The sequence below is a fragment of the Psychrobacter sp. C 20.9 genome, from assembly GCF_001921765.1.
Classification (GTDB): domain Bacteria; phylum Pseudomonadota; class Gammaproteobacteria; order Pseudomonadales; family Moraxellaceae; genus Psychrobacter; species Psychrobacter piscatorii_B.
The window spans coordinates 80,487-100,836 of record NZ_MRYC01000005.1 but is presented as its reverse complement, the minus strand read 5'-3'; the positions used below and the strand labels follow the sequence as shown (position 1 = coordinate 100,836).

General features: G+C 42.5%; 20 protein-coding genes. 14 read left to right on the top strand and 6 right to left on the bottom strand.

The window, feature by feature from the left end:
* The first annotated feature begins 187 nt into the window (after positions 1-187).
* On the top strand, positions 188-1,384 hold the full coding sequence (gene ftsW / locus BTW00_RS04765) for a putative lipid II flippase FtsW (RefSeq protein WP_178379254.1): 1,197 nt from the start codon (positions 188-190) through the stop codon (positions 1,382-1,384).
* Positions 1,385-1,489: 105 nt separating this feature from the next.
* On the opposite strand, the gene gluQRS is transcribed toward ftsW, so the two are convergent.
* From gluQRS to BTW00_RS04735, 6 genes are all read right to left on the bottom strand, one after another.
* Positions 1,490-2,470 carry a tRNA glutamyl-Q(34) synthetase GluQRS gene (gluQRS, locus tag BTW00_RS04760; protein WP_371915058.1) on the bottom strand — a complete coding sequence of 327 codons (981 nt, stop codon included), beginning with the start codon at positions 2,468-2,470 and terminating at the stop codon, positions 1,490-1,492.
* Positions 2,471-2,717: 247 nt separating this feature from the next.
* Positions 2,718-3,155 (bottom strand): RNA polymerase-binding protein DksA, encoded by a 438-nt coding sequence (gene dksA, locus BTW00_RS04755; RefSeq protein WP_075106461.1) that lies wholly within the window; start codon positions 3,153-3,155, stop codon positions 2,718-2,720.
* 472 nt (positions 3,156-3,627) lie between these two features.
* Entirely contained in the window at positions 3,628-4,470 is an 843-nt protein-coding gene (locus BTW00_RS04750; protein ID WP_075106460.1) for a metallophosphoesterase, read from the bottom strand.
* Between the two features lie 248 nt (positions 4,471-4,718).
* On the bottom strand, positions 4,719-5,534 hold the full coding sequence (locus tag BTW00_RS04745) for a metal ABC transporter permease (protein WP_058023498.1): 816 nt from the start codon (positions 5,532-5,534) through the stop codon (positions 4,719-4,721).
* A gap of 125 nt (positions 5,535-5,659) precedes the next feature.
* The gene (locus tag BTW00_RS04740; RefSeq protein ID WP_083499546.1) at positions 5,660-6,457 is read right to left on the bottom strand and encodes a metal ABC transporter ATP-binding protein; all 798 of its coding nucleotides are present in this window, start codon (positions 6,455-6,457) and stop codon (positions 5,660-5,662) included.
* Positions 6,458-6,548: 91 nt separating this feature from the next.
* Positions 6,549-7,127, bottom strand: a complete 579-nt coding sequence (locus BTW00_RS04735) for a Fur family transcriptional regulator (RefSeq protein ID WP_058023499.1) — start codon at positions 7,125-7,127, stop codon at positions 6,549-6,551.
* Positions 7,128-7,326: 199 nt separating this feature from the next.
* On the opposite strand from BTW00_RS04735, the gene BTW00_RS04730 reads away from it, so the two are divergent.
* The 13 genes from BTW00_RS04730 (at position 7,327) to BTW00_RS04670 (ending at position 20,345) form a co-directional block, all read left to right on the top strand.
* The gene (locus BTW00_RS04730; RefSeq protein WP_075106459.1) at positions 7,327-8,208 is read left to right on the top strand and encodes a metal ABC transporter solute-binding protein, Zn/Mn family; all 882 of its coding nucleotides are present in this window, start codon (positions 7,327-7,329) and stop codon (positions 8,206-8,208) included.
* 286 nt (positions 8,209-8,494) lie between these two features.
* Complete coding sequence (locus tag BTW00_RS04725) at positions 8,495-8,893, top strand: ATP synthase subunit I (protein WP_075106458.1); 399 nt, start codon at positions 8,495-8,497, stop codon at positions 8,891-8,893.
* A gap of 682 nt (positions 8,894-9,575) precedes the next feature.
* Positions 9,576-10,442, top strand: a complete 867-nt coding sequence (gene atpB / locus BTW00_RS04720; RefSeq protein ID WP_075106457.1) for a F0F1 ATP synthase subunit A — start codon at positions 9,576-9,578, stop codon at positions 10,440-10,442.
* 33 nt (positions 10,443-10,475) lie between these two features.
* A complete protein-coding gene (atpE, locus tag BTW00_RS04715; protein WP_010197960.1) occupies positions 10,476-10,724 on the top strand; it encodes a F0F1 ATP synthase subunit C in 249 nt (82 codons plus the stop codon).
* 117 nt (positions 10,725-10,841) lie between these two features.
* Positions 10,842-11,312: a F0F1 ATP synthase subunit B gene (locus BTW00_RS04710; protein WP_058023503.1), complete on the top strand. Its 471-nt coding sequence runs from the start codon at positions 10,842-10,844 to the stop codon at positions 11,310-11,312.
* Positions 11,313-11,325: 13 nt separating this feature from the next.
* On the top strand, positions 11,326-11,949 hold the full coding sequence (locus tag BTW00_RS04705) for a F0F1 ATP synthase subunit delta (protein WP_075106456.1): 624 nt from the start codon (positions 11,326-11,328) through the stop codon (positions 11,947-11,949).
* 93 nt (positions 11,950-12,042) lie between these two features.
* Positions 12,043-13,587 (top strand): F0F1 ATP synthase subunit alpha, encoded by a 1,545-nt coding sequence (gene atpA, locus BTW00_RS04700; RefSeq protein ID WP_058023505.1) that lies wholly within the window; start codon positions 12,043-12,045, stop codon positions 13,585-13,587.
* Positions 13,588-13,796: 209 nt separating this feature from the next.
* Entirely contained in the window at positions 13,797-14,678 is an 882-nt protein-coding gene (gene atpG / locus BTW00_RS04695) for a F0F1 ATP synthase subunit gamma (protein ID WP_075106455.1), read from the top strand.
* 38 nt (positions 14,679-14,716) lie between these two features.
* On the top strand, positions 14,717-16,150 hold the full coding sequence (atpD, locus tag BTW00_RS04690; protein WP_058023507.1) for a F0F1 ATP synthase subunit beta: 1,434 nt from the start codon (positions 14,717-14,719) through the stop codon (positions 16,148-16,150).
* Positions 16,151-16,265: 115 nt separating this feature from the next.
* Positions 16,266-16,682: a F0F1 ATP synthase subunit epsilon gene (locus BTW00_RS04685; protein ID WP_058023508.1), complete on the top strand. Its 417-nt coding sequence runs from the start codon at positions 16,266-16,268 to the stop codon at positions 16,680-16,682.
* Between the two features lie 621 nt (positions 16,683-17,303).
* Positions 17,304-18,020 carry a response regulator gene (locus BTW00_RS04680; protein ID WP_058023509.1) on the top strand — a complete coding sequence of 239 codons (717 nt, stop codon included), beginning with the start codon at positions 17,304-17,306 and terminating at the stop codon, positions 18,018-18,020.
* Positions 18,021-18,335: 315 nt separating this feature from the next.
* On the top strand, positions 18,336-20,024 hold the full coding sequence (locus BTW00_RS04675) for an ATP-binding protein (protein ID WP_075106454.1): 1,689 nt from the start codon (positions 18,336-18,338) through the stop codon (positions 20,022-20,024).
* A 141-nt stretch (positions 20,025-20,165) separates the two neighbouring features.
* The gene (locus BTW00_RS04670; protein WP_075106453.1) at positions 20,166-20,345 is read left to right on the top strand and encodes a hypothetical protein; all 180 of its coding nucleotides are present in this window, start codon (positions 20,166-20,168) and stop codon (positions 20,343-20,345) included.
* Positions 20,346-20,350: the final 5 nt, after the last annotated feature.

Here is a 20,350-nt window from a genome sequence, read left to right as displayed (position 1 = left end):
TTTGCTTATAAATTGCTGCTACTGTCGATCGTAATGACTCTGATTGCTAGATAAATGATTGCTCAAGCATTTTTTGATGATTGAGGGTTTTTATCATCGTCTATCTAGTAAGATTTACTTTATGATTTTTTAAACGGTGGCGTTTCATAGACGCCGTGTTTTTTCGTTTGTTAGTGTATATAAAATTATGGCGCTCTCTTCTTTTTTTCGTTCTTCGCCCAAAACCAAGCAAGCCTCTGGCTCAGATGGTGTGCTTTCTATGCCATCAGCGCGCGCAATCTTATTATCGAGCGTCGGCTGCATGATGGTACTTAGTCTGCTGATGGTGGCTTCTGCTTCTATTCCTTTTGCGCTCAGTCGCGGTATGACAGAGCTGTACTTTTTCAAAAACCAGCTGTTATACATGACGATAGGTTTGATCGTTGCCATTATTCCTTACTATAGTGTGTCGTTACGCACGTTATATAAGACTGAAACGCAGTTTATTTTGTTGGGTATTACTGGTATTTTGCTGGTGGCAACGCTGTTTAGTACACCCATTAACGGCTCTAAGCGCTGGCTCACGCTGGGAGGCTTTAACTTTCAGGTAGCCGAGTTGGCTAAGCTTGTCATGATTGTGTTTGTCTCTGATTTTGTGGTGCGTCGCTCTTTTGAGGTTCGTAATGGCCTAGATGGCTTTTTACGCATTATGCTAGTGGTGGTACTGATAACGATACTGCTATTGTCGCAGCCAGATTTTGGTTCTTTTGTCGTTATTTTGGGGACGCTATTTGCGATTTTTTATATCGCTGGAGCACCTTATAAGCATTTCTTAGCATTGGGTGCGGCAGCCGTTGGTGGCGCAGTGTTGATGGTGACCACGGCAGAGTACCGATTGGTACGTGTGATGTCGTTCATGGATCCGTTTGATGATGTGCAGGATACCGATTATCAGCTGGCACGTAGTCTGATTGCTTTTGGCCGTGGACAGTTCACTGGGGTTGGTTATGGCGAAAGCGTACAAAAACTATCGCATTTGCCTGAGGCGCATACTGACTTTTTATTGGCGATTACGGGTGAAGAGTTGGGCTTTGTTGGTGTCAGTATGGTATTGATACTTGAGGCATTGATTATCGGTAGTGCGATGCGTATCAGTTACAACGCGCTAAAACGTCGCCAAATGCGCATGAGCTATACCGCGTTCGGTATCGGTGTGGTGTTTATTGCGCAGACGATTATTAATGCGGCGATGAACATGGGTGCCATTCCTACCAAAGGTCTCACCATGCCATTCTTTAGTTATGGCGGTTCTTCAATGTTGATTAGCTTGGTGATGGTGGCTTTATTATTGAAAATATATAAAGAAAGCCCTGAGATTGAAAAGAGCCAATGCCGCTACTACTAAAAAGTTTAAGTTAGTCTATACATTCTATGATCAAGCACTAAAAAAGCGCCGCAAACAGTGGCGCTTTTTGCTATCTATTTTTTGTGAGTTGCTTTTTAGTTATCTTTAATAAGGCGAATTCAACTGCTGTTTCCCTTGTAGCGGCGTATTGTCCCATTGAGCAATTGCTTGCTTGAGCATATTCTCTGGTGTATCAATATCGACCTTTGGTTGCTGTAGGAGTTTTAAGGCATCAGCGATAAGCTGGCTTGGGTCTGAGGTATCAATTGGCTGCGCAAGATTTTGCTTAGAGAGCTTTTGACCATCTGTATTGTTGATTAATGGCAGATGATACCAATGGTCGATGGTTGGCAGTTGTGCCGCCTGCATGATACTGATCTGCGCTGTGGTCATGGGTAAAATATCCAAACCACGCATGATATGAGTCACATGTTGTAGGCCGTCATCAATGCTGGCTGCCAGTATATAATTGATCATACCGTCTTGACGACGAGCCACCATATCTCCTAGTGTCTGCTGCGGATTGTCCCACTGCAGTCCTTGGATACCATCGTGAAAGCCAATTTTATAGTCTGGCAGCTGTATACGTAATTTATGCTGTTGCCTATCAAGGCCAGATGCGACACAGCGTCGTGGGTAATGCTGTCTGTTTGGCTGCGTTTGATTGCATGGTTGTGTTAGGTGCGCATTATTGTGATGTCTACTAATTTCCTCTTGCGCCCAATACTGCTCTAAATCTTTGCGTGAGCACTGGCAGCCGTAGGTCAATGGGCGTAACGATGAGGACAAGTATTCGTTATAAATATCAATGCGTTCAGATTGATAAATGACATCACCGTCCCAGTGCAACCCAAGTACCTCTAAGTCCATCAAAATCTGTTCAGTAAACTGTCTATCACAGCGCTCAGTATCGGTATCTTCGATACGCAGCAGCCACTGTCCACCGAGCGATTTGATATGGCAAAAGCTTGCAAGTGCCGTGGTCAAAGAACCAAGGTGCAACTCACCCGTTGGTGAAGGGGCAAAGCGGCCAATAGGCTGGGATGATTTGGTGTGAGATGGCGTATCAGTAGGAATAGTTTTCACAATAAATGGCTATCGATAAAAATAATACAGATAGAATAATAAAAATCAGGTTCAAAAGATATTTATTAAATGAGATTGTTTCGTGAGCAAAGGCAACATTTCACCAACGCTACATCAGTCATCTACTCAACACAGAGTAGGGGGAGCGTTTGCGTGAAGAGGCAGTCATCTAAACGGTCGTCTAAAATGCAAAAAGCGACCACTCATAGGGTCGCTTTGTTTTACAGTCATCTTAGTTCTATCTGATTTAAGCGCCTTGGTTTTGGCGTTCTTTAATCTCAGACAAAGTCTTGCAGTCGATGCATTGGGTCGCTGTTGGACGTGCTTCAAGACGGCGCAAACCAATCTCTACACCACAAGTTTCACAAAATCCATAGTCATCATTTTCGATTTCTAGCATGGACTTGTCGATTTTGCGGATAAGTTTGCGTTCACGGTCGCGTGTGCGCAAGGCTAGCGCAAACTCTTCTTCTTGAGTTGCACGGTCATTGATATCAGGCATGGCGCTTGATTCGTCTTGGATGTAGCTTTTGGTACGATCCGCTTCGCCAATCAGTTGGTTTTTCCATTCCAACAAAATTGCCTTAAAATGCTCTAACTGCGCATCAGACATATACTCTTCGTCTGGGGCTGGCACATAAGGAGTAAACTTGAATTCACTTGGATTTGTGGTCACGGTGCTCATATGGGTATCCTACTTTTTCAAATTAATTCAATAAAACGACGTATCAAAAGACAAGACGTTATCAGTTTTACAAACGCTATAATTTGTCCCTTTATCAAACGTTTTACCACTTGGTAACACAAGTAACACAGCTGATCGAATAATATCGTTATGTTGGCCTATCGGTATCGACACACCATTGCTTAGGTATACTGCGATGCAACATTTTCGTTCAATGGCATGGCTGCAATCATGTGGTAAATGACTGACTGTGAAAAACGATTTTAGCTACTATATTGCTGACTAATGCGAGATATCAGGTCATTTCGCTTCATTTTACAAGTTGTATCATTGTTTTTAATAATAATGAAGTTATTTTTTATCCTGATCTCATTTTTTCTTAATCTACTCTCTAGCGTTACCTCAGTTAATAAGTGCTAAATCCTTGAGGTATAAGCGCTATAGCTATTTTATGCACCAATAAATATGGGCATTAAGTATCCAGTCTTTCAATCCAGCTTGCAACCTTTCCATTGTTGGCTAATTGCAACCAGCGGTAACCAGGCAAGCAAGCTTCATCGTAAGCAAAATCATGCGAATAAGGTTTAAATTGATAGCAGGTAGATGGTGTGCTATAAACAGTCACACCTTGACGATAACGAATCTGCTCTTGGTGAGTATGACCGCTAATGATTACCTGTAAATGCTCAAAAGGCGCCATATACTCCCAAAAAGTTTCAGCGTTTTGCGCCATATGGGTGTCAATCCAGTCAGAATCTACTGGGATGAGGTGATGGTGTAGGGCGATAAGCGCAGGCTTAGCACATGCCTCAAGCCGTTTGCATAACCAATCAATATCTGTAGTGGTTATCTCACCTGCCACTTTACCTGTGATAGACGAGTCTAATAACAGTAACTGCCAGTGATCACTCTCAATGATGTGCCGACTGAGTAAGCGTGAGTCAGCAGGCTGGGCAATGAGTGTCCGCTGAAAAAACGGCAAGTCTTCACCATTCTCATCAGTCACATCGTGATTGCCAGCGATACATACAAAAGGAATTTGGGTTGCCTGTAGTACATCAAAGATATGATCATAGGTGGCGGGCTTTACTTTACTGACCAGATCGCCAGTCACAATAATCAAATCACAGCGAATATCTTCACTCAGTGCTTGCTGCAGTACAGCTTCAAAATTACGCTGACAATCACCCACCTCATTGACATGACTACTGTCAGTATCAGCAGCGACAGGCGTAGATAGATGCAAATCAGTAATTTGTAAAATATTTATCTGTTCATCGGACGTGCTGATTTTATTGACGGGATAGTTTGGCATTGGGTCGGTCCCTTATCGAATCAAAACAATGGTCATTGTGAGAACGAATATGGATAAATGATCTACTATTTTCAAAATTATATTAATCTATTATTAACACTAATTAATGACGAGTCATATAGTGAATCGGTACAAATAATGGTAAAGCAAGTTTATAACATAAAGCCAATGAAAGCTCTAGTGATATTAATGAAATAAAGTTGACTAAAGCAGATGTGTAATGCTGCTATAGCCTATATATCAGCACGCTAGCGCGCTGACCGAAATTTTATTTTGGCTAGCTTCGAAACCATTAGCGCGATAAAAAACAATATCGCTAATATCAATACGATAGAGAGTCCAGTCTGGATATCTAGCCAGATACTTCCCCACACGCCAAGCGTCACGCCGAGCTGCGCAATGATAAACGCTGTGATCACCATTTGTTTTGGTGATGAAGACCATAAGCGTGCCGTCAGTGCAGGTAATACCAATAAACCGCTAATCAATAAGCTGCCAACAGCCTGTAGCGCAATCGCACAAAACCCTGCAAGAACACCCATAAAAAATAGTCGCTGGCGGGTCGGGTTAATGCCTTGAATGCGAGCTAATGCTTCATGAGTTGCAAGTTTTATTTGAGCGGGCCAAATATACAATAGTAGCCCCAATCCAGCCAGTACACTACCAGCGAGTAGTGGCAAATCCGCCCAGTCCAGTTCAAGTAAATTGCCAAATAAAAACCCTAAGACATTGGCTTGTTGATTGGTCAGCTGCGTTAAAGTCAATAGCCCCAAACACAACAGCGTGACGGCTACCACCGCAAGCACGGCATCAGCTGGCAGACGGTCATCATCCATCAGTACCAGACACAGCACCACCGCTGCACTAACCAATGCCACACCTATACCCATGGGCAACTGCCACCAAGCAGCAAGTGCGACTCCAAGCAAGGTACCATGTGCTAAAGCATCGGCAAAGAATGCCATGCGTCGCCACAAGACTAAGCATCCTAAAGGCGCTGATAGTAGGGCTAAAATACTGCCAGCGATCCAAGCAGGTGCAATAATGGCTAACCAAGCGGTCATAAGAAGTGTCCGTAAAATTTTTATAAGAAAAGTTAGTGCTGTCTATCGGTCTGGTAACGCTGGCTTTAACGAATTTGATGTTAGCTATTTTCGATTTAGTTCATCATTGTTTTTGGTCATTATCGTTATAGCTCGCTTGGTGCATGATGCTCGCAAGCATGTGGCTGATGCACATATGGCTGCTCATAATGATGACCAAATAGCTTTTGAAACTCAGAGCTCATAGCAAGCTCGCTTGGTTGTCCTTCACAGCAAATGTGCTTGTTGAGACAAATGACACGGCGACTGCCTTTCATTACCCAGTGCAGATCATGTGATACTACCAGCATCGCACAGCGCAAAAACTCCGGCAACTCATCGATAAATTGATATAACCAAACCTCGGTATCAGGATCGAGACCCTGCATCGGTTCATCTAGAATAAGTAAATTGGGCTTATCTAATAGCGCCCTTGCCAGTAGCACTCGCTGCGTCTCACCACCTGATAAGTGCAGCATTTGTCGTGACAACAAATGCGTTAGTGACAAATTATCAAAGATAAACTGTCGCTGCTCAGCGGTAAGGCGTCTCTTATCTGCTTGTCCCAACAAATCGCAGACGCGCAGCGGCAATATGGGCGGCACAGCGAATCGCTGCGGTACATAGCCAAGCTGTAGCTGTTGATGAGCTGTGATACTGCCTTTTGTGGATTCGATCAGACCCAAAATAAGCTTGACCAACGTTGACTTACCCGCACCATTAGGTCCGATAATACTGACGGTCTCATTGATTGCAATATCAATATCAATATGTGAGAGCAAACGTTGGTGGCCGATATGGTAGCTGACGTCGTTCAAGCTCAGCAGTTTGCCAGCTTCATTCGTGGTACTACTATTCACAATAGCAGTAGTCGACTGGTTAGAGGGTGAGGTAGACAGGCTCATAGGATAACAACGAATAGGTAAATGGATAATACAAATAAACAATCAAGAACAGCGACGTACTTCTCAAGCAACCAAAAAGACTGAATCAATCTTACTGGCAAACTTGGCAACGACCACTCAGCTCAATAACACTACGCTCAACCGTAAAACCCACATCTTGCTCAGCGAAACTCATCATTTCTTGTACTGGTAAGCTGCTACATTCTTGAACTCGCTGGCACTGATCGCAGATTAAAAAGGCAGCCGTGTGCTGTGCTCTGGGATGGCAGCAAGGAACATAAGCATTGATAGACGTTAATTGATGAATCAACCCTTCACTTAGTAAAAACTCTAAGCTGCGGTAAACCGTCGGCGGCGCAACATTTTTTGGTGCTCGCTTTTTGGTTGATGGTTTTTCTACAGATTGCTTTGATAAGCCTGATGCTTTTAGCGTATCACTATCATCCATCTCAAAGAGGCGCATTTGCTGCAATTGCGTGATTAAGTCATAAGCACCAACAGGTTGATCAGACTCTAAAACCAGCTGATATATCTGCTGGCGCAAAGGGGTAAAACGTGCCCCACTCAGACGACAGTGCTCTTTTGCTGCTGCTAAGCGTTCAATAACGTCATGCGGAGTCAAATCTTGCACATCATGTAAATGTTCGCAATTCGATGAGGTAGTAGACATAGTACAGGCTCCCAAAATAGCATGGTAATCGCATGACGTTTTTTATGATAGCGTTTTCTATTGTTATAGTATAACATAATAAACGTGAAGTTGAATCAGTTGTCTCACATCGCTTATATATATTGATCATTTTTTATCCAATGATGCGGCACGACACTGTGACTCATAACTTTGTTACTCATTGATTAAAGAGCTTACCATGAACTCTGCTTTTACTTATTTACGACGCTCAATCATTACGTTACAGCGCTTACTGATTACAGGATTGGTAGTCTTAGGCTCTTTTACATTAAGCGCGCACGCAGCAACGGTCAGTGTCAGCAATCATCCCATGTTTTTACTCAGTCAAGCCGTAACGGAAGGCACACCTTCTGCTAACCAAATTTTACAAGCTGGCGATGTGGGGCATCATAGCAGTATTAGTCCAAGTGATAAGAAAGCCATTCAAGACAGTAAATTCGTGGTTTGGTTTGGTCCCTCATTAGAAAACAGCCTGACTGGCAGTTTAGAGATGGCACCTAATGCCATTGACCTATTTGCTTTTGATGCTTTTACTCGACATCCTCTTCGTGATATTCAAGGAAAGCCTATTGCGGGTACATTTGATCCACATATCTGGCTCGATCCTGAAAATGCAAAGGCCATTACTCGTGCCTTAGCTGTTATTCATAGCCATGCCAATCCAAAGTATAAAAGCACCTACCAAGCCAACGCCAAAAAATTTGCACAGCGTATGGACAATGCTGTAGCGAAGATACAGCAATCCACACAAAAACAGCGTCCTTATTGGGCCTATCACGATGCCTATCAATATATTGAAAATGCCACACAAATAAAGCTGGCAGGTAGCTTAAGTCCAGACCATCACCTTGCCCCAAAAGCAAGTCAATTGCGCTGGCTTAATGACAATCGTCCAGCCAAACAGATGTGCTTAGTCAATCAGAGCACCGCTAGCAAAGGGTTGCTTGCCAAATTGCAACCTATCAATACCACTGTCCAAATCGAAGATATGAGCGATAGCGAAGACTTTGTAGAAGGATGGACAGCAATGGCTCAGCAAATTCACCAATGCATATCCTAGAATAGGAAGCCATTCGTTAGGGTTGTTCTATAAGCTAAAGTTTTAAAAAGAGTGAGACAGCTGTTTTTCAAGTATCTGCTATGGCTACGTAACATAGCAATACCAGTGGGTTGCGTTAGGTGACTGATAAAAGTCATATTTTACTTGCTTAATAGTGGCTGTCTCCTTATAATAAGTGGCGTTTTATTTTGGTTTAAAGGTAATGCCTGTAGAGTAAGTCATTTACGGATAAAAGTGTTGTAAGTATGCTATATTATCCCAATGCTGAAAGGCTATAGGAATATCGATGACCAAGCCTGCCAAACGCACGCAAAAAGATAAAATAGGCATCTATATCAAACGGCAAGCATGGATATTGTTTATCCTTATCATTATTGCTTGGGTTATAGATACGATTTGGTTACGTAGTGAGCTTACTGTAGCAAAGAGCGCCGCCATTGGTGCACTGCTCAGTTTTACGACTCAAGCCGTTTTTGCTTTTTTTATCTTTTGGTACACTGGATATCGCGCGCGCCAACATATCGTTAGCCAGCTATATCGAGGTCAGATGGCTAAATGGCTGTTGACTGTGTTTGGTTTCGCACTAATTTTTATTACCGTACAACCCCTATCGGCGCCTGCGCTGTTTATCGGTTTTATGGTAATGCAAATTAGTCACAGTTGGATGTTGTGGCATATACGCTAGCGCTAATAAATGATCATCACATAGATAATTTATTCATAGTACTGGCAAGTCACCCTGCCGTCCAACTTCTCTATGACTAGTTCAGAAAGTCAAAGTACAAAACTGTCCAATGACAGCACCAATGATTATAAAAATCGAAGTATGAGCCTCTATGTCAGGCGCAGTATGCAACGACACAGTGATGGGGTAGAGCTGACCCAGCTATTAACCTCACTGATGATTAAATTTTTACAGTTTAGTTATGGACGACTAACTATATTAGTAGCCGTTATTGTCAGCTAACTTATTCATACAGTGGATAATAAAATCATAATTGACTTTACACGAATACAACGCTGCATTAATATAGGCAGCTAAATATTTTGTTTATGAGCGCTACACTAAGCGCCGGTCGTAAAAAACGGCCAGTAGACAAGCACATATATAATAATTTTGCGTATACATGCAAGGGCTATTACTGAGTTATCATAAGCCCTTTTTTGATAGCTAAAATTTATGTCAAGTTATCAAATATAGCATTAGTAATAGAACTATGGGTTGGATGTTGTTGGTTACATGGGTGCTTTTAGTATGATTTATTTGTTTGCTTAGTTGCAAGGCAAATAGAAACACTAAACCCCATCAGATGACAACCATATTTTTGGTAGTTGATTAAATCGTTGATTAATAAGAAGCTTACATTATGGCATCCGAGCAAACATCATCAGAATATATCTCTCACCACTTAACGAATTGGACGTACGGCTATCTGCCGGGCGAAGGTTGGAAAGTTGCCTATGATGCTGAAGAAGCAGGGCAAATGGGCTTTAACGCTATCCATCTTGATTCTATGCTATGGTCAGTTGGTCTAGGTATTTTATTTTGTACCATCTTTTGGATGGTTGCCAAAAAAGTCACCTCAGGCGTACCAAGCAAAACTCAAGCAGCGGTTGAGATGATCGTTGAGTTTGTTGATAACAACGTTCGTGATTCGTACAGTGGTACATCAAAACTGATCGCGCCATTGGCGTTGACTATTTTTGTTTGGATCTTCTTGATGAACTTGATGGATTTGATACCTGTTGATTTTATTCCAGGTATTGCAGGACAAGTTGGCGCCGCTATGGGTCACGATCCACATCATGTTTTCTTTAAGATTGTTCCAACGACTGATCCTAACATCACGCTTGGCATGTCGTTCTCTGTCTTTGCACTGATTATCTTTTATAGCATTAAAGAAAAAGGTTTGGGCGGCTTCATCGGTGAGTTAACACTGCATCCATTTAGCGCCAAAAACCCAATCGTACAAGCGATTTTGATCCCGATCAACTTCATCCTAGAAGCAGTTACCTTAATAGCGAAACCTGTATCACTTGGTTTGCGTCTATTCGGTAACATGTATGCTGGGGAATTGATTTTCATACTGATTGCTCTAATGCCGTTTTGGATTCAATGGGCGTTATCGGTACCGTGGGCTATCTTCCACATCTTAGTTATTACACTTCAAGCGTTCGTATTCATGATGCTGACGATAGTTTATATGTCGCTTGCATCATCAACTGAACATTAATTAGACATTCAATAGGTAAATGAGGATACATCAATGGATCCAGTATTAGGTGGTTACACAGTTATCGCAGTAGCACTACTTATCGGTCTTGGCGCACTTGGCACAGGTATTGGTTTTGCTATTCTAGGTGGTAAATTCTTAGAAGGCGTTGCTCGTCAACCAGAGCTTGGCTCACAGTTGCAAACTCGTATGTTCATCGTAGCAGGTCTTTTGGATGCTATTCCGATGATCGGTGTTGGTATTGCTATGCTATTGTTGTTCGCTAACCCTCTAGCAGGTTAATCCGAAAGCTCAGTTGTACATGTTTGGTGCTCAAGGGTTTTCTATTAAATATAGTCAAGATTTGACTACCAAACATGATCAATGAAACTGATTTTTCATTAACAAAGAGGTGATCACGTGAATATCAATTTTACCCTCGTCGGTCAAGCCATTGCTTTTGCAATATTTGTGATTTTTTGCATGAAATTCGTGTGGCCACCACTTATCGGTGCCATCAATGAGCGTCAGCGTAAAATTGCTGAAGGTCTGAATGCCGCAGAAAAAGCAAAAGCAGATTTGGCGACCGCGGAGCAAAATGTCCAGCAGGAACTTGATCTTGCAAAGACCAAGGCTGCCGCTCTAATCGAGCAAGCAAACAAGAGTGCCAATCAGCTCATCGAAGATGCAAAATCGCAAGCCCAAGCGGAAGGCGAGCGCATTCGTCAACAAGCGCAAGCGTCTATCGACCAAGAAATCAATCAAGCGCGTGAATCATTACGTGCCCAAGTTGCTGAACTGGCTGTACTTGGTGCAGAGAAGATTTTGCAAGACAAAGTCGATGTGCAAAAACATGCCAGTATGTTAGACCAACTGGCGGCGAAGCTGTAATTGTGAGGATATAATGGCTGACTTATCAACCTTAGCACGACCGTACGCTAAAGCCGCATTTGACTATGCCAATGAAAACGGCGCTGTACACGAGTGGGAAGATTTCTTACTTGTCGCTAGCACTGTTGTCAATGACAAGTCGTTCAGTACTTGGCTAGACAATCCAGCTGTTTCTGCTGAGCATAAGTCAGCTGCTTTGGTCGATCTTTATGACTCACAAGTGGCCGGTGATAGCGACTCTGCTTTTAAACAGCTACTAGGCGAGAGCAAAGGTTCTCGCTACGGTAACAGTATTAGCTACCCTAAAGTATCACCCCAGCTCAATAATTTTGTTAAGCAGTTGGCGCAACAAGAGCGTCTAGCGCTGCTTCCTGAAGTTTATGAGCATTATCGCCGTCACAAGGCAATAAGCTTAAAGCAGCTTGACGCATATGTGACTTCTGCCTACCCATTGACTGATGACCAGCGTCAAATGCTACAAACGCGTCTTGCTGCCTCGCTAAATGCCAGTGTAGTGATTCACGAATCAGTTGATCCAAGTTTATTGGCAGGCGCTACAATCAAAGTCGGTGATAAAGTCATTGATGATTCGATGCGCGGCAAGTTACAACAGTTAAAAACACAGCTAACTGCCTAATGCCATTTATCGATGCAGTCATATATTATCTGCGTCATAGCAAGAGCATTTGAGTCAGTGGGCGGGTTATCATAAATTAAAGGAAACAAGGCAATGCAACAATTGAATCCAGCGGAAATCAGTAACCTGATTAAGCAGCGTATTCAAGACCTTGATGCGGGTGCAACTGCAAAGAATGAAGGCACGATTGTCAAAGTATCTGACGGTATCGTGCAGATTCATGGTCTTGAAGATGCCATGTACGGCGAAATGATTGAGTTTGAAGGTGAAGTCTACGGAATGGCGCTTAACTTAGAGCGTGATTCTGTTGGTGCAGTAGTACTAGGTGACTTCCTAAAATTACAAGAAGGTCAAAAAGCCTATTGTACTGGTCGCATTCTTGAAGTACCTGTAGGTCCTGAGCTGCTAGGCCGTGTTGTTGACGCTTTGGGTAATCCTATTGATGGCAAAGGTCCTATCGATGCCAAGATGACTGACAAAGTTGAAAAGATCGCCCCTGGTGTTATCGATCGTCAGTCAGTAGATCAACCAGTCATGACCGGTTATAAAGCCGTTGATACTATGATCCCAATCGGTCGTGGTCAGCGTGAGCTTATCATTGGTGACCGTCAGACTGGTAAAACAGCAATGGCTATCGATGCGATCATCGCACAGAAAGCCTCAGGCATTAAGTGTGTATACGTGGCTATCGGTCAGAAACGTTCGACCATCGCTAACGTGGTACGTAAGCTTGAGCAAACTGGCGCATTAGAATATACCACTGTTGTGGTTGCTTCAGCATCAGAGCCTGCAGCACTTCAGTACATCGCACCGTACTCAGGTTGTACGATGGGCGAATACTTCCGTGATCGCGGCGAAGATGCATTGATTGTATTTGATGATTTATCAAAGCAAGCCGTTGCTTATCGTCAGATTTCACTATTGCTACGTCGTCCGCCAGGTCGTGAAGCCTATCCTGGTGACGTATTCTATCTACATTCACGCCTACTTGAGCGTGCATCACGTGTAAACGCTGATTATGTAGAAAAGTTCACTAACGGTGAAGTGAAAGGTAAAACTGGTTCTTTAACCGCACTACCAATCATTGAAACACAAGCTGGTGACGTATCTGCATTCGTACCAACCAACGTGATCTCAATCACTGATGGTCAGATCTTCTTAGAGTCTAGTTTATTTGCCTCAGGTATCCGTCCAGCAGTCAACGCTGGTATCTCGGTATCGCGTGTTGGTGGTTCTGCTCAGACTAAGATCATCAAAAAGCTCTCTGGTGGTATTCGTACCGCACTGGCTCAGTATCGTGAATTGGCAGCATTTGCTCAGTTTGCCTCAGATCTTGATGACGCCACTCGCGAACAGCTTGATCATGGTGAGCGTGTGACTGAATTGATGAAGCAAAAGCAGTATCAGCCGATGTCAATCTCTGAGCAAGCAGCGGTTATCTATGCTTCAAACGAAGGCTTTTTAGCTGACGTACCTGTCGAAAAGATTGGTTCTTTCGAAGAAGCGTACTTGCGCTATATGCATGATGAGCAAAGTGAATTGATGCGTGAGATTGATGACACTGCGAACTACAATGATGATATCGCAGGTCGTTTAAAGTCAGCGTTAGAGACCTTTAAACAAAATCACAGTTATTAATTTAACGGGTTAAGCCGAAGTGGTTATGACTGTCGTTTGAAAAGTGGCGCGTTGTCTGACTAGATATTGGCGCCACTGTTTTAACCATGATCGGTATTAGATCGCGTAATGCCACAAGATATAAAATGTTATTCTATAAAAGTGATGTTGTATATTAAACGATTGTCGCATGCGCCAATGCTTTTTAACCCTCTTATATTGGAATCATTATGGCAAGCTTAAAAGAGATACGTGCCAAAGTCACCAGTATTAAAAGCACCCAGAAAATTACTCGTGCGATGCAAATGGTAGCGGCAAGTAAAATGCGCCGTGCCCAAGAGCGCATGGAAGTGGGTCGCCCGTATGCTGATAGTATGCGCCGGGTTATTTCACATTTGGTGCATGCCTCATCAGACTACAAACATCCGTATATGGTATCGCGTCCAGTCAATAAGGTTGGCTATATTGTCATTACCTCTGACCGTGGCCTAGCGGGTGGTTTGAATATTAACCTATTCAAAGCTTTAACTAAAAGTATCCAAGATTATCAAGATCAGTCAGTACAAGCTGAGTTTGCAGTCATCGGTGCCAAAGGTGTCAGCTTCTTCAAAAACTTTGGTGGTAATGTTACATCGGCTGTGACCGATTATGGTGACAAACCAACGTTTGAGCAATTAAATGCACCGGTTCAAGCCATGCTTGAGGACTACAGCAACGGTAAACTTGACCGTATCTATGTGGTCTATAACCGATTCGTCAATGCGATGACTCAGAAGCCGACAGTCAATCAGTTGGTACCTCTACCAGAGCAGTCATTTGGTGATGAAGACAGTGGTCTACAGACAGAACTTAGCTGGGATTATATCTACGAGCCTGACATCAAGATGTTGATTGATGAATTGCTTGGTCGCTATATCGAGTCGATTGTTTATCAAGCGGTAATGGAAAACATTGCCTCTGAGCAGTCTTCACGTATGGTCGCGATGAAAGCGGCAACAGATAATGCTGGTGACCTTATTAACGATTTACAGTTGGTTTATAACAAGCTGCGTCAAGCGGCGATTACCCGAGAAATCTCGGAAATCGTTGGCGGTGCTGCTGCTGTTTCATAATTGACTACACCTATATATAGAAGTTCAAGGAGAACGCAATGAGTAGCGGTCGTATTGTACAGATTATTGGCGCGGTTCTTGACGTTGAGTTCAACCGTAATGAAGTTCCTCAAATTTTTGATGCCTTGCAAGTAGATGGTACCGAAACCACCCTAGAAGTGCAGCAACAGCTAGGTGATGGTATCGTACGTACTATTGCAATGGGTTCAACCGAAGGTTTAAAGCGTAACCTACCTGTTACTAATACTGGTGCACCGATTTCTGTGCCTGTAGGTACTGGTACGCTAGGTCGCATCATGGATGTTCTTGGTCGTCCTATCGATGAAGAAGGTCCTGTTACTGCTGACGATAAATGGTCCATCCACCGTGAAGCACCAAGTTATGCTGAGCAATCAAACAGCACTGAGCTACTAGAGACGGGTATTAAAGTTATTGATCTACTTTGCCCGTTTGCTAAAGGTGGTAAAGTTGGTCTGTTCGGTGGTGCTGGTGTTGGTAAGACCGTTAACATGATGGAGCTGATCAACAACATCGCTCTAAAACATGAAGGTTTATCAGTATTTGCTGGTGTTGGTGAGCGTACTCGTGAGGGTAACGATTTCTATCACGAAATGCAGGAAGCTGGCGTTGTAAACACTGAAGACTTTAGTAAGTCTAAAGTAGCAATGGTATATGGCCAGATGAATGAGCCACCAGGTAACCGTTTACGCGTTGCACTGTCTGGTTTGACCATGGCTGAGTACTTCCGTGATACCAAAGATCCTGTTACTGGCAAAGGTCGTGACGTACTGTTGTTTGTTGATAACATCTACCGCTATACACTAGCGGGTACAGAAGTATCAGCACTACTTGGCCGTATGCCATCAGCGGTTGGTTATCAGCCAACACTCGCTGAAGAGATGGGCTTACTGCAAGAACGTATTACGTCAACGCAGTCAGGTTCGATTACTTCAGTTCAGGCGGTATACGTACCTGCGGATGATTTGACCGATCCATCACCTGCTACAACGTTTGCTCACTTGGATGCAACAGTCGTACTAAGCCGTGATATCGCATCACAGGGTATCTATCCTGCGGTTGATCCACTAGATTCGACGTCGCGTCAGCTAGATCCACAAGTTATCGGTGAAGAGCATTACAACGTTGCTCGTGGTGTTCAGGAAGTATTGCAGCGTTATAAAGAGCTTAAAGACATCATTGCTATCTTGGGTATGGATGAGCTATCAGAAGAAGATAAATTGGTTGTTTATCGCGCTCGTAAGATTCAGCGCTTCTTGTCTCAGCCATTCCACGTCGCTGAAGTCTTTACGGGTGCACCTGGTAAATACGTACCACTACGCGATACCATTGCTAGCTTTAAAGCAATCATCGCAGGTGAGTATGATGACCTGCCAGAACAAGCATTCTATATGGCTGGTAGCATCGATGAAGTTGTTGCTAAAGCTGAAAAAATGAAGTCTTCTGCAGCGTAAGTTGTATGAGCATGAGTTAATGAGTAGGTATAATATAAATTTTATATCTACTCTTTAGTAACGCATCGCAGTGTTTACTGTTTTTTGATTGCGCTTTGATGGTAAGGAGTTAAGTATGGCAACGTTACAATGTCGCGTCGTAAGTGCTCGTGAAGAGTTGTATTCAGGCGAAATTAGCATGTTAATAGCTACTGGTACCGAAGGCGAGATTGGTGTATTGCCAGGTCACACACCGCTGATTACTTTGCTAAAACCGGGTGCAATGCGAGTGCAAAAAGCAAACGGCGAAGAAGAAGTCATTTATGTTTCAGGTGGTGTACTAGAAGTACAACCAAAAATGGTAACTGTATTGGCTGATACCGCTATGCGTGCGCATAATCTTGACGAAAGCAAAATCGTTGAAGCACGCAAAAAAGCAGAGCAAATGCTGGTCAATCAGTCTGATACACTACAAACCAATGCAGCTTTAGCGTCGCTTGCAGAGTCAGTAGGACAATTACAGACTATTCGTAAGTATAAAAACCGCGCATAATTCATTGCTGATAGTTCTAGCTAATCATTTAGAGTTATCGCTAGAAGTAATGATAAAAAGACAGTCCATCATATGGGCTGTTTTTTTATGTCTACTCGTTAATGATTGGTTCACTTTATCATGATTGACCTCGATAAGCTCTGAGCTATGAATAAATCAATTCTCTATTTTTTAAAGCAAAATGGTTCATCTATGATTGAGAGAAACAATATTAGAATATTCCGAAAAGTTACTGGCGACAATCGTAATATGTCGTTATATTAGATAATGGAACATCGTAAATGAACAGCGATGATTGAGTGTATTTGAGCAACCTTAATCATTCATTTGATAATTCATATGTACTTAGATATTAAGTAGTCTGCAAAAGTAAAACCATTAGCTAATGCAGAAATATATGACATTATTTTTGGACGTAAACTAAAGTTTTAGTCGATGTAGTTTATAGGTTTTGTTAACGACTATCAGCTATAGTATGGGAAGCGATAGGTTTAATAGTATACTGTGCTGCTAAGTTTGTAACAGCTATACGAACATCGATTGTGCCACTTTATGGTGCTATTAATTTTTACCGCTCTTACTTTTACTGCTTTTAAATTAGATGTATTAGAGGATATAACAATGACAACGACTGAAGAAGACAACACCCCCCGAATCTTGATTGTTGAAGATGATGAGCGTCTGGCCATGTTGACTCAAGATTACTTGGTCAAAAATGGTTTAGAAGTAGCAATTGAAACTGATGGTAACCGCGCTATTCGCCGTATCGTCAATGAGCAACCAGACATGGTCGTACTTGATGTTATGCTTCCTGGTAGCGATGGTCTGACCGTATGCCGTGAAGTGCGTCCGCATTATCAAAATCCAATTCTGATGTTGACTGCCCGTACTGAAGACATGGATCAAGTACTCGGCCTTGAGATGGGTGCTGATGATTATGTTGCCAAACCCGCTCAGCCGCGCGTACTATTAGCTCGTATTCGTGCGTTATTGCGCCGCTCAGAAAATGCACCATCAGAAGATGTGCCACAGCGTCTAGAGTTTGGCGAGCTAGTCATCGATAACGGTGGTCGTTCAGTCAATCTAGGTGACGAATTGGTTGATTTCACCAGTGCAGAATACGATCTACTATGGTTACTTGCGTCTAACGCAGGTCGTATCTTATCTCGTGAAGATATTTTTGAGCGTCTACGCGGTATTGAGTATGATGGACAAGATCGCTCAATCGATGTACGTATCTCACGTATCCGTCCAAAAATCGGTGATGATCCAGAAAATCCAAAACGTATTAAGACGGTACGTAGTAAGGGTTATCTGTTTGTGAAAGAAGGTAATTAAGTCATTTTTGCTTATTTAATGACTAAATATTGATCGCCGTTTGAAAAAACCAGCCTAGTTGCTGGTTTTTTTGTGGCTAAATTTTAATTTTTGAACTTAAATACGGTGTTATGTGGTTTAATTAAGCACTTATTATAGACGTGAACTAAATGCATAAAATGTCTATTCTTTTTGGATGATCATTGCATATCCATTAAAATATTATATTTAGCGTCTGATAATCCTATTCAACAGTGTTCGATATCAATCACATAGCAGCGATTATATGCTAGATGATGTCAGCAGTTTTTATTTATTAAGTTGGTCACGGCACGTATGTCATTAGTCTCTTCTTTAAAACACAGTATTTTTGTTCGTATCTATGCTGGACTACTCATAGTCTGTTTGTGCGTAGCATTGTTTGCGCAGTTATTGATGGGTACTATCAATAAGGAGCGTGTACAGTCCTACCGTGAAAACATGGCAATGGGGGCTTTTCATTTGGTGAGCGAAGGTATCTCTCACCAAAACACTGCAGAAGAGCGGGAATACTGGTTGTCTGATGCCAGTAGTTTGTTTGGTGCAAATTTTAAAATCATACCTATTGATGAAGTAGATTTTACTGCCAGCGAGCTACGACGCTTTAAAAATGATAATACTGTCGTTCGTTACGTCGAACAGCCTGTGTATGCAGATGTTTATTATCGCTTGCCGGATAATGAGAATGTCCTAACAGCACGGATATCGGAGGTTACGGAGCAGCAAGTCAGAGCAATTGCTGTCTTTTTATTGGACGATTTGTCTTATGAAGTCACCTTGTCTGATAAACGTGCACGCTTGGCCGAACTTGAGGAGAAATTTTCTTTTCCTCTGGCATTTGTGCCTGTTAACACGCTCGATTTAGATTCAGATCAAATGTCACGCCTACGCCGCGATGAAGTGGTCATCTCATTACAAGACCCTAATAGTAGTACCAGTAGCTCGGCCATCAAGATAGTGGTTCCGTCTGAAATCAATGATATGGCAGTCTTGATAGGGCCTGTACCCTTATTTAACTGGTTTCCACTTAATTTGATTATTAGTATGATCCTGATTAGTATGTTTTTAATCAGTTTGGGTGTTTATGCGCTTATTTTCCCACTTGAGCGCAAGCTGCAGCTTATTCAAGTTGGTGTTAATGAGGTGAGTAAAGGCAACCTTGATATTCAAGTACAAGTAATTGGTCAAGATGAGATTGCACGTTTATCAGCCACCTTTAACGCAATGACGTCACATATTAAGCGTTTGATTGAGTCGCAGCGAGAGCTCACGCGAGCCGTATCACATGAGCTTCGTACGCCAGTTGCTCGTATTCGATTTGCGGTAGATATGCTGGCTGATACTGATGACGAAGATTCACGGTTTATGCAGCGTGACTATATCGATGAAGATATCGAATCACTTAATGGCTTGATTGATGAGATTTTGACTTATGCCAAGCTCGAAGAAGGCTCGCCAAAATTAGATTTAGAACCAGTAAATCTCATAGAGCTGCTACAGCAGATTGAGCGTGAGACCAATGCACTAGGTAAGCCGATTAAAATAGTGACCAACTTGCCAAATGCGAAAGTAACCGCGATTGCTGATCGACGCTATCTGCACCGTGTGATTCAGAATCTTGCAGGTAATGCTTTACGTTATGCTGAAACTACTATTATCGTGAGTGCTGGTGTTAAAAAGGGCAATGCTTTCGTTAGCGTCGAAGATGACGGTCATGGTATTCCTGAGGCTGATCGTGAAAAAGTATTTATACCGTTTTCGCGCTTGGATGATAGCCGTACACGAGCATCAGGCGGCTACGGCCTAGGTCTGTCTATTGTATCGCGCATTGCCTTTTGGTTTAATGGTAGTATGAAAGTAGATGAGAGCCGAGATCTTGGCGGCGCAAGATTCGTAATGACATGGCCTATCAAACCATTGACACAAGTTTTGGCTGCTGATGAATTGACGCAAGAAAAAAGCGAACGCGATTTTGAAACTAAATAACAGTTCTGAATAATACTGAACAATGATGACAAGTAAAAAGTTGTCATCATTAAACGAACCTGATTACCAATATTTTGATAATCAGGTGTCATGCTTGCAGCAGCTTATTCTAGGGTAGTCTGACAATATAGGAGGCAAAGGATGCCATATTTATTTGGTGGCTTGGTGCTATTGAATGCGATTACGCTGGGTTACTACTTGTTTCTAAAGCAGCCATCAACAACCCAAACACTAAAGACAGCCAAAGAAGAAATTACTCAGCCATTAGAATTTACTAATAGTGCTGAATATATTCCGCCTATCATTGGCAGCAAAGATTAATTTAT